Below are 15,179 nucleotides of genomic sequence, written 5' to 3'. Positions count from 1 at the left end.
CCCCCTGCATGCGAAAACGCTCGACTGCCACAGGTGAACGATGAGAACCGTCTTCTTCATTTCCGACAGCACCGGCATCACCGCCGAAACCCTGGGCCGCAGCCTGCTGTCGCAGTTCGAGGGCATGAAGTTCCGGCAGACCCGGGTGCCCTTCGTCGATTCGGTGGACAATGCCCTGGATTGCGTCGAGCGCATGACAGAAGCGAAGATGCGTGACGGAATCCGCCCCATCGTGGTCACCTCCATCGTGAATGCCGAAGTGGCGCGCACGGTGCGTCAGGCGGATGCGCTGTTCCTCGACATGTTCGAACATTTCGTGGGGCCACTGGAGGAAGAACTGGGCCAGGCAGCCAATCACAATGTCGGCCGGCCGAAGAGCATGGAGGAAAGTGCGGATTATCAACGGCGTATCGAGGCGATCAACTTTTCACTCGCCCACGACGACGGCATGTCGCACAAGGAGCTCGCGCAGGCGGACGTCATCTTGGTCGGCGTATCGCGTTCGGGCAAGACACCCACCAGCCTCTACATGGCCATGCAGTTCGGCGTCAAGGTGGCCAATTACCCGTTGATTCCCGAGGACTTCGAACGCGGCAAGCTGCCCAGCGAACTGGTCAAGTACCGTCCCAAGCTGTTCGGTCTGACCATCGCGCCGGACCGACTGGCCCAGATACGCGAAGAACGCCGCCGCGGCAGCCACTACGCCTCGCTCGAGAACTGCGCCTTCGAAGTCGAGGCCGCGCAGAAGCTGATGCGCATGGAGGGCATACGCTGGCTCGATTCGACGCACAAATCGATCGAGGAAATCGCCGCCATCGTGCTGCAGGCGATCAAGTTCGAAGAAGCCTACTGAAACGGCGCAACAACCAGGCATATCGATCATCATGTTCACACCCAGCCGGGACCAGGCGCGCCAGTTCTTCATCGATACCTGGGCAAAGCGTGCAAGCGGCCAGCCTCTCACCCAGATGGAGACGCTGGCGATCAACCTGATCGCCCGTCACCCGGAATACCATGCTCTGCTCGAACAGGGCGAACGCGCACTCACCCGCGAATTCCCGCCCGAACTGGGCGAAACGAATCCTTTCCTGCACCTGTCCCTGCACCTGGCGATAGAGGAACAGCTCGCGATCGACCAGCCGCCTGGCATACGCGCCGCGTTCGAGGCGCAACGCACGCGGCTGGGCGACGAGCACGCGGCGCTGCACCGGGTGCTCGACTGCCTGGGCGAAACCATCTGGCGCGCGCAGCGCGAGCGCCAGCCGCCGGATGGTGCCGCCTATGTCGCCTGCATCCGCAAGGATCTGGATGCCTGACACCCTCACCGCATGGTCACCGATGAGCAAGACACCCGCACACATCACCGAAACACAGTTCCACGGCCAGCCAGCCCTGGTCATGCAAGCCGGGGACGGCGCGCAGTGCACGGTCAGCCTGTTCGGCGGACAGGTGCTGTCCTGGATACCGGCCCGCGGCAGCGAGCGCCTCTACCTTTCGCCGGACGCGCGTTTCGACGGCCGCAGCGCGCTGCGCGGTGGCATTCCGGTCATCTTTCCGCAGTTCGCCGAACGCGGGAGCGGCCCGCGTCACGGTTTTGCCCGGACCCGCATGTGGCGATTGACGGAAAGCCGCGCCACCGCGGACTTCGCAAGCGCGACCTTCGCGCTGACGGACGATGCGGACAGCCGCGCGCTGTGGCCGCACCGCTTCACGCTCGAACTGACGGTCGTGATCGGTGCCAACCGCCTGGACCTGGAACTGGATGTGGCCAATAGCGGTGACCGGCCCTTCGATTTCGCCGCGGCCCTGCACAGCTACATCCGAGTGCGCGAGGTCGAGAACTGCCGCCTCGAGGGCCTGCGCGGCACACGCTGGCTCGACGCGACACGCGGTGATGCACGCAGCGAGGACCGGCTGGATGCGCTCATCGTGGACGATGAGGTGGACCGCTTGTATTGCGCGGCGCCGGATACCGTGGTGCTGCACGACGCGGATCGCGCCATCGGCTTCCAGAGCGAGGGTTTCCGCGATCTCGTGGTATGGAATCCCTGGGAACACAAGTGCCGCGAACTGAGCGACATGCCGGATGCCGACTTCCGCCGCATGCTGTGCATCGAGCCGGCAATTGCCGAAAAACCGCTTGCGCTGGCGGCGGGCGCACACTGGACCGGCCGCCACACGCTGGTGGTGGCCTGAAGCACGCACCGGCCCGGCGCTGGACCGGTCCGGTGCAAAGACTCAACCCAGCGCCAGCCGTATCTGTTCCAGCGTGCCCGGATCGTCCAGCGTCGTGAGATCGCCAGGATCGCGCCCTTCCGCAATGGCCTGTATGGACCGCCGCAACATCTTGCCGGATCGCGTCTTGGGCAGGCCATGGACGAACAGCACCCGCCCGGGTCGGGCGATCGCGCCCAGCAGACCATCCACCGTCTGCATCACGTCCTTCTCGAGCTTCCTGCGCGCCGCTTCATCGGCGATCCGCGCCGGATCCTTGACCACCGCGAATGCAATCGGCATCTGCCCCTTCAGCGCATCGGCGACACCGACGACCGCAACTTCAGCAATCGCCGAATGGGCCTGGATGGCCTCCTCGATTTCGCGCGTACCAAGCCGGTGGCCTGCCACGTTGATGACGTCGTCAGTACGGCCCAGTATCTTGTGATACCCCGCCTCGTCGCGTATGCCCCAGTCGAAGGAGGAGTAAACGAGCGGTGACTTGAACAGGGAGAAATAAGTGCGCACGAAACGCTCGTCGTCGCCCCACACCGTCGACAGGCAGCCCGGGGGCAGCGGCGGCACGATGCCGACGATGCCCTTCTCGTTCGCTCCGCACTCGCTGCCATCCTCGCGGAAGATGCGCAGATCGTAGCCATAGACCGGATGCCCGGGCGAGCCGAGCTGTACCGGCGTGTTCTCGACACCGGGCAGTTCGCACAGGATGGGCCAGCCGGTTTCCGTCTGCCAGTAGTTGTCGATCACCGGCTTGCCCAACGCATCCATCAGCCACTGATGGGTCGGCTCGTCGAGCGGCTCGCCGGCCAGGAACACATGCCGCAGCGAGGACAGGTCGTGCTTGCGCAGATAGGCCGGATCCTGCTTCTTGAGCACCCGCGCGGCGGTCGGCGCCGAAAACATGACCGACACCGAATGCTTCTCGACCAGGCTCCACCAGATGGCGGGATCGGGACGCAAGGGTGTGCCTTCGTACATCAGAGTGGCCATGCCGGCGATCAGCGGACCGTAGATGATGTAGGAATGGCCCACCACCCAGCCGATGTCCGACGTCGTGAACATCGTTTCGCCAGCATTGCCGCAATAGATGTGCTTCATCGACGCAGCAAGCGCAACGCAGTAGCCGCCGGTGTCGCGCTGCACACCCTTGGGTTTGCCGGTCGTACCTGAGGTGTAGAGGATGTAGGACGGCTCGCTCGATTCCAGCCAGACGCAGGGCACCGTCGCATCGATGTGTTGCGCGCGCAATGTCGCGTAATCGACGTCGCGCCCCTCGATCCGCTGAAAGCCGGCTTCGAGGCCGCGATCGACCATGAGCACCTTGTGCGGCGGATGACTCGACAACGAGCACGCCTCGTCCAGCAGGTGCTTGTAGGGCACTACCTTGCCGCCGCGCATGCCCGCCTCGGCGGACACGATCACCTTCGGGCGTGCATCGTCGATGCGGGTCGCCAGCGACCCGGATGCGAATCCGCCGAACACGACGGAATGGATGGCGCCAATGCGGACACAGGCCAGCATTGCAAAAGCGGCCTCGGCGATCATGGGCATGTAGATGAGCACGCGATCACCGCGCGCCACGCCCAGCGACAACAGGATGGCCGCCATCCGTTCGACCTCGCGCTGCAGTTCGGCAAAACTGTAGGTGCGCTCCGCCCCGGTTTCGGTCGATACGAAGATCAGCGCGGTGGCATCGGGCCGGCTTGCGGCATGGCGATCCACCGCGTTATGACACAGATTGGTGGTACCGCCGACGAACCACTTGGCAAATGGCGGGCGGGAGAAATCACAGATACGTTCAGGCGGCGATTGCCAATCCACGAGCGCGGCCTGCTCCGCCCAGAATTCGTCACGCTGGGCGAGTGCGCGCTCGCGGAATGCCTTGCTTGTTGTCATTCATCTCCTCCAACCCCCGCACGACTGTGGATGGATGCAGCTCTGGCTCGCGGTGACGGGGCTGACGGCCCTCGCCCGCGATGCTCTTATTTTCCAAGCAGCGAAGTATCGGCTTCGGCAATGAGTGTGCGCAAGGTGTCGACCGGAATGTTGCAGTCGTATTTGACCGCGATCAATTCCAGCAGCGGCAGCAGCCGGTAGATCAGGGCCGGCAGTTGCGGTTCGACCTCCTGCTGTGCGCCGGACTTGATCAGCAGAAGTGCGCGCTCGATGCTCACGATGCCCGCCGTCCAGGCGAATTTCTGAGGCTCGCCACCGGTGCTGCGCACCGCATTGCCGCCTTCGCGATGGGCCATATCGGCGCGGGCCACCGCAAGACCCAGCATCTGCGACACGGAACTCGCGTTGTCGGCCACGCTGTTGGCGACACCGATGTTCAGGCTGATGCGCAAGGTCTGGCCGCGGTACTGCATGGCGGTTGCCGCAATCACGCTGCGCATGCGGTTGGCGAACTGCTCGGCGCTCTGCAGGCTGATGTCCGGCGTGATGATGGCGAACTGACCGTCGCCGATCTGCGAGAAGGTATCCTCCTTTCGCACCTTGGTTGCCAGCACCTTGGCCAGCTTGCGCATGATGAGATCGGTGACATGACGGCCGAAGCTGCGCACGATGTCGGCGAAGTTGTCGATGCCGACGATAAGTACGCTCACCTGGCCGTGGTAGCGCACGGCCGCCGACAGCAGCTGCGCGCCGTGGATTTCCATGTACTGCGGCGTCGCCATGCCGGAGTCGGGATCGATCGGAGACGACGCAGCGAGCGCTTCCCGGCTGTCGGCAAGCTGGCGGGTCGTGGCATTGAGCCGGCTGGCCGATTCAATGCGCGCCAGCAGTTCGACCGTACCGATGCCCTTCGTGATGAAGTCGTTCGCGCCCAGCGCACGGGCACGCTCGCGTGCCTCGTCGTCCTCATCGCCGGAAATCATGATGACCGGAATGTCGGCGATGCGCTGGATGTGCGAGGCACGTATGCGCTGCAGCAAGCCATAGCCGTCGAGCTTGGGCATGCTCAGGTCGGACAGCACCACCTGTATTGAATCATCGACCAGGAGCGCCTGCCAGCCGGCCTCGCCATCGACCTCCTCACGACATTCGAAGCGGTCGCGGATGCGCTTGATGATGGACGCGCGCACCATGCGCGAATCATCTATCACCAGCACCTTCGCGTGCACGACGTCGTCGGATGGGGTCGGTTCGCTCATGCGCCTCTCGAATGAACAGGGTGTCGGATCGGATGGGCGATTGTAGGCGATGCACTTCACCGCCGGGGGTGCGGCGGGTGCGGGTCCGCGCGAGACCGGAAACGTGAGCACGCATCGCCGACGCTGTCGGAAAACTTGGCAGTGACCGGTCGCGCCGGTATAGTCCGGACCCATGCCAATAAAAACCCCAAGCAGGACATGGATCTGCGCGGCAGTCGCCCTCATGGCGATCGGCACCTCGTCCGTGCATGCGGAACCCTCTGCCGATACGGTTCAGGGCGGCCCGGGGTTTTCCGCCCTCTACGCCCAGTTCTCCGGCGACCGCGTGGTCGAGCATGCGACGGCGGCGGCCGACGCCGTGACCGGCCTGATCGACAGCGGGCTGTCCATGCTGGGCATACGTTACCGCTTCGGTGGCAATTCGCCGGAAAGCGGCTTCGACTGCAGCGGTTTCGTGCGTCATGTGTTTTCGGATGCACTGGGCGTGCTGCTGCCGCGCACGGCAGTAGAAATGGCCAGGATGGGTGATACCGTCACCCGTGACGAACTGCAGCCAGGCGATCTGGTGTTCTTCAACACGCTTCGCCGCTCGTTCTCGCATGTCGGCATCTACCTGGGCGACAACAAGTTCCTGCACGCGAATTCGCGCGGCGGCGGCGTCCGTGTCGATGACATGAGCGGACGCTACTGGGCCAAGCGCTTCAATGGCGGGCGACGCATCGACGTGCAGGACGCCTCCGCTTCGCCGATCCACTGAGGCCGTTGCGGAATATCCGCTGACAGCGGTCTGGCGCGCACCATCAAGGTGCTCAGAAGACGGAACACCTCCATCTGAAGGTGCAGACTGTCGAACCGCCTTACAGTGCCGGGCGAGTCACCGACAGACGGATGCATACGACATGCCCCCGGACGTCAGCCACCCGCTGCCCCGCTCCGCGTTTGCCCGGACACCTTCCGCATCGCTCGCCGGACCGCCTTCAGTGACGTGTAGGTTTGCTTCCCGGGCAGCCCGCGCACTTCACCGCGCCGCATCCTTCCAGCGCCTGCTTCAGCGCACACACGGAACGGCGACACGCCACGACCGGAATACCGCTGTCGCGCGCCGCCTCGCGGAACGCCTTCATCACGTTGTGCCCGAGAAAATCGGTAAACAGGATGAGCACATCGGTCCCTCCCGGCAGCCTTTGTGTCGAACGTTGATGCTTGGGATCGCGGCCGGTGATGTGATGCCGGATGGTGAGCCCGAACTCGGCGAGCACGTCGGGAATGTTGCCGAGACGATCAGCGCCGACCAGAACAGCGTCCATATGAAAACCTTTATGAGAACGATTCGCATTTACTCTAGACCAACTGCGAATGCTTTGCAATCTCAAAATGCATCTGATAATTTCCCGCGCGGCCGAGCCCTTGTTGACGCGATTTGTTAGCCCGCAAACAACCAGGGCGTTCTGCGCGAACCGGCCACACCCCCATCACTCCGGAGCAAGAAAAATGGCTTCCCTTTCGATACGCCAGGCCACCCTGATCCTGACCGTGCTGGCAGTCGCCCCTGCCACCGCGCAGGAAAAGGTGCTCAACCTCTACTCTGCTCGTCACTACCAGACCGACGAAGCGCTCTACAGCAACTTCACGAAGCAGACCGGCATCAAGATCAATCGCATCGAAGGCAAGGAAGACGAGCTGCTGGAACGCCTCCGCAACGAGGGCAGCAACAGCCCGGCCGACGTATTCCTCACGGTCGATGCCTCGCGCCTGGAACAGGCCGATGCCCTGGGGCTGTTCGCGCCGGTGAAGTCGGCGCTGCTGGAGCAGCGCATACCCGCCCATCTGCGTGACCCGCAGGCGCACTGGTTCGCCTTCTCGACACGCGCGCGCGTCATTGTCTACAACAAGCAGAAACTCAAGGCTGCCGATGTCGCCAATTACGAGGACTTGGCCAAGCCCGCGTTGAAGGGCAAGCTGTGTTCCCGCTCCGGCGCGCATCCTTACAACGTTTCGCTCGGTGCTGCGCTGATCCAGCATCTGGGTGAGGCGCGGACCGAAGAATGGGCGCGCGGTGTGGTCGCCAACTTCGCGCGTGATCCAAAGGGCGGCGATACCGACCAGATCAAGGCGGTCGCCGCCGGCGAATGCGATGTCGCGGTATCCAACACCTACTATCTCGTCCGCCTGATGCGTTCATCCAAGCCCGAGGAACGCGCGGTGATGGAAAAGATCGCGGTGGTATGGCCGAACCAGTCGAGTTTCGGCACCCACATCAATGTATCGGGGGGCGGGATGTTGAAGAACGCGCCCAACAAGGACGCCGCGGTCAGGTTCCTGGAATACCTGGCTTCCGACGAGGCGCAGACCTATTTCGCCAATGGCAACAATGAATGGCCGGTGGTGCCGTCGGCCGTGGTATCCAATCCGGAGCTGAAATCGCTCGGCGATTTCAAGTCGGACACACTGAACGTGGGTGAACTGGCCAGGACCACGCCGCAGGCGCAGAAGGTGTTCGATCGCGCGGGCTATCGCTGATACAGGACAACGCCCATAGCGACGAGAAGCCCTGATGGCGCCCGCCATCAGGGCTTCTCGCTTCCGGCTACCCCGAAAGTGGCATGTCGTGCTTGAAGGTCGCGACATGAGCCATACTTATGGCTTCCGACCCGCCCGCAGATTCCGGGCCCAGCCCGCGCAGCAATGAGCAGCTCATCCACTGAAAAGAAATACCGGGTCATCGGCCACCTTCCCGACGCCGATCCGAGCCGGCACGTATCCGACGCAGTCACCGCCGGCGCCGGTGGTCCATCGGAGGTCCATTGCCATCTCCCCACCCGCTGGGCCGACTTCACGCTGCACGGCTTCCGCGATCCGGATACCGGGCTGGAACATGTTGCGCTCACCCTGGGCGACATCGATGACCGATCGCCGGTCATGCTGCGCCTGCATTCGGAATGCCTCACCGGCGACACGCTGTTCAGCCTGCGCTGCGACTGCGGCCCGCAACTGGAGGCATCGTTGCGGGCGATCGCGGCCGAGAAACGCGGCGTGCTGGTCTATCTGCGACAGGAAGGTCGCGGCATCGGCCTGATCAACAAGATCCGCGCCTATGCGCTGCAGGACGAAGGCGCCGACACCGTGGACGCCAACCTCATGCTGGGCTTCGCCGACGACGCGCGTGACTATCGCTTCGCGTCCCACATCGTGCGCAGTCTGGGCATACGCCAGGCGCGTCTGCTCACCAACAATCCGCTGAAAGTGCGTGCGCTCGAAGCCGAAGGTGTCGAGGTGGTGGAACGCATTCCGCTGCATGTCGGCGCCAATCCGATGAACCATCGCTACCTGGCGACCAAGGCCCAGCGCATGGGCCACATGAAGTAGTCGCCATGAGCCACGTCGACGCGCAGGATTTCTGGTCCGACCGCTATCGCGCCGTTGGCAAGGACTATCTGTTCGGCACCGAGCCGAACCGCTTCCTGACATCGCAGGCCGCTCTGATCCGGCCTGGCCAACGCGCGTTGAGCGTCGCTGACGGTGAAGGGCGCAACGCGGTCTGGCTGGCGCAGCAGGGGCTGGACGTGACCGCCATCGACCTGTCTACAGTGGCCATCGAGAAGGCCGAGACGCTGGCAGCGCAACGCGGTGTGGCCGTGGATTTCGTGCTCGCCGATGCGCTCTGCTGGATCTATCCTGAAGACACCTTCGACCTGGTGGTCGCCATCTTCATCCAGTTCGCGGCACCGGACGAACGCGCCCGGCTTTTCGACAACCTGAAGCGGACGCTGCGCCCCGGCGGCCGCATCGTGCTTCAGGGCTATACACCGAAGCAGCTCGAATATCGCACCGGAGGGCCCTCCGCGGTCGACAATCTCTACACCCTCTCACTGCTGCGTTCCGCCTTCGACGATTTCGACATCGAAGTGCTGGACGAATACGAAGAGGTACTCGCGGAAGGCTCCGCGCATCGCGGGCTGTCTGCACTGGCGGGGATGGTGGCGAGAAAGCCTGGCTGAACAGGCGCAGGCTGGTGCCCAGGAGAGGACTCGAACCTCCACACCTTGCGGCGCTGGAACCTAAATCCAGTGCGTCTACCAATTTCGCCACCTGGGCACGCGGCGACGATTGTACATGGCGGCCCGGTATACTCGGCGGCCCATGCCGGTCGAACACTACGAAAACTTCCCCGTCGCGTCATTGCTGATGCCGCCCGCACTGCGTGAGCCGGTGGTGGCCATCTACGGTTTCGCGCGCAACGCCGACGACATCGCGGACGAAGGCGACAGCCCGCCGGAACAGCGGCTGAGGGCGCTCGAGCAGTGTCGCGGGCAACTGTGGGTCATCGCCGAAGGTGGCGAGCCGGACGACGCGATTCATACACGCCTGGCGCGCGCGATCCGCACGTGGTCATTGCCACTCAAGTTGTTCCACGACCTGCTGGATGCCTTCGCGCAGGACGTGGTGAAAACACGCTATGCGAACGACGCCGAGCTGCGCGACTACTGCCGCCGCTCGGCCGACCCGATAGGCCGTCTGCTGCTGTGCCTGTACGGTGTGGACGATGCGTCCAGCCTGCGTGAATCCGACGCCATCTGCAGCGCACTCCAGCTCATCAACCACTGGCAGGACATTGCCATCGATCTGCGCAAGAATCCGCACTGCGATCCGCCCGGTCGCATCTATGTGCCGCTTGACGTGATGGCGCGCCATGGCGTGAGCGAAGAACAGTTGCGCGCAGCCCACTGCGACGAACGCTTCCGCGCCATGATGAAGGACCTTGTCGATGACGCGCGCCAGCTCATGCGCTCGGGCATGCCGCTGGCACGCCGCCTGCCCGGCCGCATCGGCTGGGAACTGCGGCTGATCGTGCAGGGCGGACTGCGCATTCTGCAACGTATCGAACAAGTCGATTACGATGTATTCCGCCACCGCCCGCAACTGGGCCGCTCCGATTGGCCCCTGATTGCCTGGAAGGCCCTCTCCTACCGATGACCCCGGACGAATACTGCCAGGACAAGGCCGCGCGGAGCGGCTCGTCCTTCTACTACAGCTTCCTGTTCCTGCCACCGCCGCGCCGTCGCGCGATCACCGCGCTGTACGCCTTCTGCCGCGAGGTGGACGACGTGGTCGACGAGACCGAGGATGGCAGCATCGCGCGTGCCCAGCTCGCCTGGTGGCGCATGCAGATCGACGCCTGCTTCGATGGCACGCCGGAACACCCGGTCTGTGTGGCGCTGCTGCCCGCCATCCGCGATTACGCGCTGCCGCGCGAACAACTGCTCGAAATCATCGACGGCATGGAAATGGATCTGGACCAGTCGCGCTACCTGGACTTCAAAGGACTGCAGCTCTACTGCTATCGCGTGGCGTCGGTGGTCGGACTGCTGGCGGCGCGCATCTTCGGCGAAACGCATCGCGACACGCAGAAGTATGCCCATGATCTGGGCATCGCCTTCCAGCTCACCAACATCATCCGCGACGTCGGCGAAGATGCGCGCCGCGGTCGCATCTACCTGCCGGTCGAGGACCTGCAGCGCTTCAACGTGCGCGCCGCCGACATCCTGCAGGCGCGCTACAGCGACGAATTCCGCCAGTTGATGGAGTTCCAGATCGCCCGCGCCCGCCAGTACTACGAACAGGCCATGGCGGCACTGCCGGCGCAGGACCGCGCGGCGCAGCGGCCCGGTCTGGTGATGGCGGCCATCTATCGCACCCTGCTCGACGAGATAGAACGCGACGGCTGCCGCGTGCTGGACCGCCGCATCGCGCTCACACCGCTGCGCAAGCTGTGGCTGGCGTGGAAAACCTGGCTGCGCAACTGAACGAGGCGACGTGAAGCCCACGGTCGGCATCATCGGTGGCGGATGGGCAGGTCTGGCCTGCGCGGTCGAATGCGTGCGGCGGGGACTGGCGCCTGTCGTCTTCGAAGCGGCCGCCCACCCTGGCGGCCGCGCGCGCGGAGTGAGCCTCGACGGGCTCGTGCTCGACAACGGCCAGCACATCCTGATCGGCGCCTACACGGCCACTCTGGACATGATGCACACGGTGGGTGCGGATCCGGACAGATGCCTGCACCGGCTGCCGCTCACCCTCAGCTTCGACGACGGTTTTGCGCTGCGCGCGCGCGGCGGTTCATCGCTTGCTCGAGCGCTTGCGCTGCTCACTGCGCGCGGCCTGCACTGGCGTGATGTGTCGTGCCTGCTGCGCCTGCTCTGGGCAATCGGGCGACCGGACATCGAGGATGAAACGGTCTCCGCGCTGCTCGCACGCACCGGACAGCGCGACAACCTTGTGCGCCACCTGTGGGACCCGCTGTGCGTGGCGGCGCTGAATACGGCACCGGATCAGGCCAGCGCACGCGTGTTCGCACGTGTGCTGGCAGACAGCCTGCTTGCCGGCGGCGGCGCCGCAGACCTGCTGCTGCCGCGCGTGGACCTCGGCGCCCTGTTCCCCGAACCGGCAGTCGCCTGGCTCACCGCTCGCGGTGTCGACGTGATGCGTGGCAGCCGCGTGCGGCACATACGGTCATCCGGCACGGGTTTCGATCTCGACGTCGGCGAAACCGGGCACCGCGTCGACAATCTGGTCATCGCCACCGCTCCGCAGCATGCGGCCGGATTGATGCTTGGCCTGGCCGGCTGCTCGCACACGGCATCGGCGATCGACGCGCTCGAGTACGAAGCGATCACCACTGTCTATGCGGCGTTCGATGCATCCTGCACGCTGCCGGATCCCATGACCGGTTTCGTCGACGGCCTGCCGCACTGGGTATTCGACCGCGGTGCGCTGGGCGGACCGCCCGGTTTGCTGGCCGCCGTCGTGTCCGCCGACACGCGGCAACGGAACACGACGGAACGCGAGGTGCTGCAGGCGATGAAGCGGCGCTGGCCGGAACTGGGAGAACCGCTGTGGGTGCGCAGTCTGAGCGAACGTCGCGCGAGCTTTCGCTGCGTACCGCATCGTCCGCTCATCGAGCAACCTGCCGACCGCCGGATCGCGGTCGCTGGCGATTACATGGTTCCGGACTACCCGGCCACGCTGGAATCGGCCGTGCGCAGCGGCATTGCCGCCGCACACCGGATCGCGCACCAGGAGAGCAACGCGTAAACCGCCCGGGCCCGCCGGCCGAAGCGGGATCGCCGCAGCGTCCGGAATCGCGCTGCCTGCCTCGGCGAATCAGCGGACGGTGATCCGCACGCCGTCGCATTCGACCACCTGGTGCGCGCGTATCTTGGCGGTACGGCGCGATTCCGGCTGGCCGTCCACGTAGACGCCGCCGGCATCCACCCGCGCCTTGCCCTCACCACCGCTACCCGCCAGGCCGACCAGCTTGAGCAGGTCGCACAGGGCGATGAATTCGCCGCGCAGTTCGAAATCGATGTCATCCATCTGTTGATCCATTCCAGTCAGAAACGACGCAGCCGTTCGCACGCCTGTTCAAGCAAGGCATCGCTCTTGGCAAAGCAGAAGCGCACCAGCCCGGGATCGTGCGCATCGTGATAGAAAGCCGACACGGGAATGGATGCCACGCCGGCCTCGCGCATCAATCTGCGCACAAAGGCCTGGTCGCCCTCGCGCGCGATCGCCTCGTGCCGCGCGAGCTGGAAATAGGTGCCGGAGCACGCCAGCAGTTCGAACGCCGATCCCTGCAGCGCAGCGCGGAAGGCGTCGCGCTTCTTCTGGTAGAACGCACCCAGTTGCAGATAGCGCGCAGCGTGCTGCATGTAGTCGGCGAGGCCGAGCTGGCAGGGCGTGTTCACCGCGAACACGTTGAACTGATGCACGCGGCGGAATTCCACACTGAGCGCAGCCGGTGCGCAGACGAAGCCCACCTTCCAGCCGGTGACATGGAACGTCTTTCCGAAACTCGACACGACCAGCGTACGGCGCGCCAGTTCGGGCAGCCGGCAGGCACTGGCGTGCGCCGCGCCATCGAAAACGATGTGCTCATACACTTCATCCGAAATGACCAGGATGTCATGCCGCTCGCACAGGGCGGCGAGTTGTCGCTGATCGTCCAGCGTCCAGGTCGAACCTGTCGGATTGTGTGGCGTATTGGTAATGATGAGTCGCGTGCGCGGCGTGATCGCACGTTCGACCGCCTCCCAGTCGGGCCGGAAATGTGGCGCCTGCAGGCGGACGAAAACCGGCGTCGCGCCGGCCAGCCGTATGCCCGGAAGGTAGCTGTCGAAGGCCGGCTCGAAAATGATCACCTCGTCGCCCGGTCCGGCCAGTGCGGTGATCGCCGTATACACCGCCTGCGTCGCACCGGCGGTGACCGTGATTTCCGCGTCGGCGTCATAGCGCGCCGCGTAGACCGCGCTCATCTTGTCGGCGATGGCCTGGCGCAAAGCCGGCTGGCCGGTCATCGGCGAATACTGGTTGCGACCGGCGTGCATGTGTTGGGTCACCGCATCGAACAGCGCGGGCTCAGCGGTGAAGTCGGGAAAGCCCTGCGCAAGGTTCAGCGCTCCGCACTCCGCGGCTTCGCGCGAAATGACGGTGAATATCGTGGTGCCCACGTCGGGCAGACGTGAGCGGACAATGCCTGGATAGTCGTGCATGTCGGGCAGCAGGAAGTGATCAGCGCGGATTATGCTTCAGCGCCCGACGCCAGGACCGAACCCGATGCACGACACGCCCAGCCCTCTGCGCGTGGAGCACGATGTGCTCCACATCCTCGATCAGACCGCGCTGCCTTTCGAGCGACGGGAAGTGAAGATAGAAACAGCGCGCCAGGCCGCTCACGCCATCGCCAGCATGCAGGTGCGCGGCGCACCGCTGATCGGCGCAGTCGGCGCATTCGGCCTTGCCCTGGCGCTGCGTGAAGCGGCCAACGATGACGCGCTCGCCGCCGCGCGGGACATGCTCGCGGCCACCCGTCCCACGGCGGTCAATCTGTCGTGGGCGCTCGCCCGGGTGGCGCGCCGTGTGCTGCCGCTGCCGGAAGCCGCCCGCGGGGAAGCGGCCTGGCGTGAAGCGATGGCGCTGTGCGACGAAGACCGCGCCGCCAACCTCGCGATCGGCCGGCACACGCTGGCGCTGATCCGCACGCTGGCACAGGCCGGCAGGCGCGTCGACCTGATGACCCACTGCAACGCCGGCTGGCTGGCCACCACCGGCTGGGGCACAGCGCTGGCAGGCATCTATCTGGCGCATCAGGCCGGCATGGATGTCCACGTCTGGGTATCGGAAACGCGCCCGCGCAACCAGGGCCTGCTCACCGCCTGGGAACTGGCTGAAGCCGGCATCGCGCACACGCTGATCGCGGACAATGCGGCCGGGCTGCTGATGCAGCAGGGCCGCGTTGATGCGGTGGTGATCGGTGCCGACCGCATCGCGGCGAATGGCGACACAGCGAACAAGGTGGGCAGCTACCTCAAGGCGCTGGCCGCGCGCGAAAGCCAGATTCCGTTCTGGGTTGCCGCCCCCTGGTCCACCATTGATCTGGCCTGCGCGAACGGCGGCTCGATTCCGATCGAACTGCGTGCCGACGAGGAACTGTGCATCCTGAGAGGCATGGACGGCATGGTCCGCCAGTTGCAACCGGAGCATGACGTGCACAACCCGGCCTTCGATATCACGCCCGCCCACCTGATCGATGCGCTGATCACGGAAACCGGCGTCGTCCGTTGCCGCGCGGGCGAAACGCCGGTGACCGACCGAAGCGGCGCCTGACGCGGTCACCTGCCGCTGTCGAATGACGGACCATGAGCGCAAATGCAAAACCATCCACAGAACTTAAGAAAGTTTCGAGGTTAACGAAATCCAGTCTGGACAACGTTTTTCGGGCATCGATGGCGAGCTTGC

The 15,179-nt window shown here is 64.8% G+C and carries 16 protein-coding genes and 1 tRNA gene; 11 read left to right on the top strand and 6 right to left on the bottom strand.

The genetic code is table 11. The annotated features are described in order from the left end of the window. The first annotated feature begins 40 nt into the window (after positions 1 to 40). Genes ppsR through A3Q7_RS0103030 form a run of 3 tightly spaced genes read left to right on the top strand, consistent with a single transcriptional unit; the run spans position 41 to position 2,196 of the window. On the top strand, positions 41 to 853 hold the full coding sequence (gene ppsR, locus A3Q7_RS0103040; protein ID WP_018410379.1) for a posphoenolpyruvate synthetase regulatory kinase/phosphorylase PpsR: 813 nt from the start codon (positions 41 to 43) through the stop codon (positions 851 to 853). A 31-nt stretch (positions 854 to 884) separates the two neighbouring features. After that, the gene (locus A3Q7_RS0103035; RefSeq protein ID WP_018410378.1) at positions 885 to 1,316 is read left to right on the top strand and encodes a DUF1841 family protein; all 432 of its coding nucleotides are present in this window, start codon (positions 885 to 887) and stop codon (positions 1,314 to 1,316) included. A gap of 22 nt (positions 1,317 to 1,338) precedes the next feature. Further along, positions 1,339 to 2,196 (top strand): D-hexose-6-phosphate mutarotase, encoded by an 858-nt coding sequence (locus A3Q7_RS0103030; RefSeq protein ID WP_018410377.1) that lies wholly within the window; start codon positions 1,339 to 1,341, stop codon positions 2,194 to 2,196. Between the two features lie 42 nt (positions 2,197 to 2,238). Here A3Q7_RS0103030 and A3Q7_RS0103025 read toward each other — a convergent pair whose 3' ends face one another. Further along, on the bottom strand, positions 2,239 to 4,128 hold the full coding sequence (locus A3Q7_RS0103025; RefSeq protein ID WP_018410376.1) for a propionate--CoA ligase: 1,890 nt from the start codon (positions 4,126 to 4,128) through the stop codon (positions 2,239 to 2,241). 86 nt (positions 4,129 to 4,214) lie between these two features. Then, a complete protein-coding gene (locus A3Q7_RS0103020; RefSeq protein WP_018410375.1) occupies positions 4,215 to 5,387 on the bottom strand; it encodes a GGDEF domain-containing response regulator in 1,173 nt (390 codons plus the stop codon). Positions 5,388 to 5,610: 223 nt separating this feature from the next. Between A3Q7_RS0103020 and A3Q7_RS0103015 the strand changes: the two genes are divergently transcribed. Next, positions 5,611 to 6,144 carry a C40 family peptidase gene (locus tag A3Q7_RS0103015; RefSeq protein WP_018410374.1) on the top strand — a complete coding sequence of 178 codons (534 nt, stop codon included), beginning with the start codon at positions 5,611 to 5,613 and terminating at the stop codon, positions 6,142 to 6,144. A gap of 220 nt (positions 6,145 to 6,364) precedes the next feature. Here the strand turns inward: A3Q7_RS0103015 and A3Q7_RS0103010 are convergent, their stop codons facing one another. Then, positions 6,365 to 6,754, bottom strand: coding sequence for a DUF2325 domain-containing protein (locus A3Q7_RS0103010; protein WP_232417794.1), 390 nt, complete (start codon positions 6,752 to 6,754; stop codon positions 6,365 to 6,367). A gap of 124 nt (positions 6,755 to 6,878) precedes the next feature. Between A3Q7_RS0103010 and A3Q7_RS0103005 the strand changes: the two genes are divergently transcribed. From A3Q7_RS0103005 to A3Q7_RS0102995, 3 genes are all read left to right on the top strand, one after another. After that, positions 6,879 to 7,907 carry a Fe(3+) ABC transporter substrate-binding protein gene (locus tag A3Q7_RS0103005; RefSeq protein WP_018410372.1) on the top strand — a complete coding sequence of 343 codons (1,029 nt, stop codon included), beginning with the start codon at positions 6,879 to 6,881 and terminating at the stop codon, positions 7,905 to 7,907. Positions 7,908 to 8,072: 165 nt separating this feature from the next. Then, positions 8,073 to 8,753, top strand: coding sequence for a GTP cyclohydrolase II (ribA, locus tag A3Q7_RS0103000; RefSeq protein WP_018410371.1), 681 nt, complete (start codon positions 8,073 to 8,075; stop codon positions 8,751 to 8,753). A gap of 5 nt (positions 8,754 to 8,758) precedes the next feature. Further along, on the top strand, positions 8,759 to 9,385 hold the full coding sequence (locus tag A3Q7_RS0102995; protein ID WP_018410370.1) for an SAM-dependent methyltransferase: 627 nt from the start codon (positions 8,759 to 8,761) through the stop codon (positions 9,383 to 9,385). 12 nt (positions 9,386 to 9,397) lie between these two features. Here the strand turns inward: A3Q7_RS0102995 and A3Q7_RS0102990 are convergent. Further along, positions 9,398 to 9,482, bottom strand: a tRNA-Leu gene (locus A3Q7_RS0102990). A 45-nt stretch (positions 9,483 to 9,527) separates the two neighbouring features. Here A3Q7_RS0102990 and hpnC point away from each other — a divergent pair. Genes hpnC through hpnE form a run of 3 tightly spaced genes read left to right on the top strand, consistent with a single transcriptional unit; the run spans position 9,528 to position 12,476 of the window. Continuing rightward, complete coding sequence (hpnC, locus tag A3Q7_RS0102985; RefSeq protein WP_018410369.1) at positions 9,528 to 10,361, top strand: squalene synthase HpnC; 834 nt, start codon at positions 9,528 to 9,530, stop codon at positions 10,359 to 10,361. Then, on the top strand, positions 10,358 to 11,191 hold the full coding sequence (gene hpnD, locus A3Q7_RS0102980; RefSeq protein WP_018410368.1) for a presqualene diphosphate synthase HpnD: 834 nt from the start codon (positions 10,358 to 10,360) through the stop codon (positions 11,189 to 11,191). The genes hpnC and hpnD overlap by 4 nt, the downstream gene beginning before the upstream one ends. 10 nt (positions 11,192 to 11,201) lie before the next feature. Beyond that, positions 11,202 to 12,476, top strand: coding sequence for a hydroxysqualene dehydroxylase HpnE (gene hpnE / locus A3Q7_RS0102975; RefSeq protein ID WP_018410367.1), 1,275 nt, complete (start codon positions 11,202 to 11,204; stop codon positions 12,474 to 12,476). Positions 12,477 to 12,545: 69 nt separating this feature from the next. On the opposite strand, the gene A3Q7_RS0102970 is transcribed toward hpnE, so the two are convergent. Further along, positions 12,546 to 12,758 carry an RNA-binding S4 domain-containing protein gene (locus A3Q7_RS0102970; RefSeq protein ID WP_026224423.1) on the bottom strand — a complete coding sequence of 71 codons (213 nt, stop codon included), beginning with the start codon at positions 12,756 to 12,758 and terminating at the stop codon, positions 12,546 to 12,548. Between the two features lie 17 nt (positions 12,759 to 12,775). Continuing rightward, the gene (locus A3Q7_RS0102965) at positions 12,776 to 13,933 is read right to left on the bottom strand and encodes a methionine aminotransferase (RefSeq protein ID WP_018410365.1); all 1,158 of its coding nucleotides are present in this window, start codon (positions 13,931 to 13,933) and stop codon (positions 12,776 to 12,778) included. Positions 13,934 to 13,997: 64 nt separating this feature from the next. Between A3Q7_RS0102965 and mtnA the strand changes: the two genes are divergently transcribed. After that, the gene (gene mtnA, locus A3Q7_RS0102960) at positions 13,998 to 15,047 is read left to right on the top strand and encodes an S-methyl-5-thioribose-1-phosphate isomerase (protein WP_018410364.1); all 1,050 of its coding nucleotides are present in this window, start codon (positions 13,998 to 14,000) and stop codon (positions 15,045 to 15,047) included. Positions 15,048 to 15,179 lie beyond the last annotated feature (132 nt).

It is taken from the genome of Methyloversatilis thermotolerans (assembly GCF_000372885.1).
In the GTDB taxonomy this organism is placed as follows: Bacteria; Pseudomonadota; Gammaproteobacteria; order Burkholderiales; family Rhodocyclaceae; genus Methyloversatilis; species Methyloversatilis thermotolerans.
Note: the sequence above shows the minus strand (reverse complement) of the source record. Positions and strands in the feature narration are given on the sequence as shown.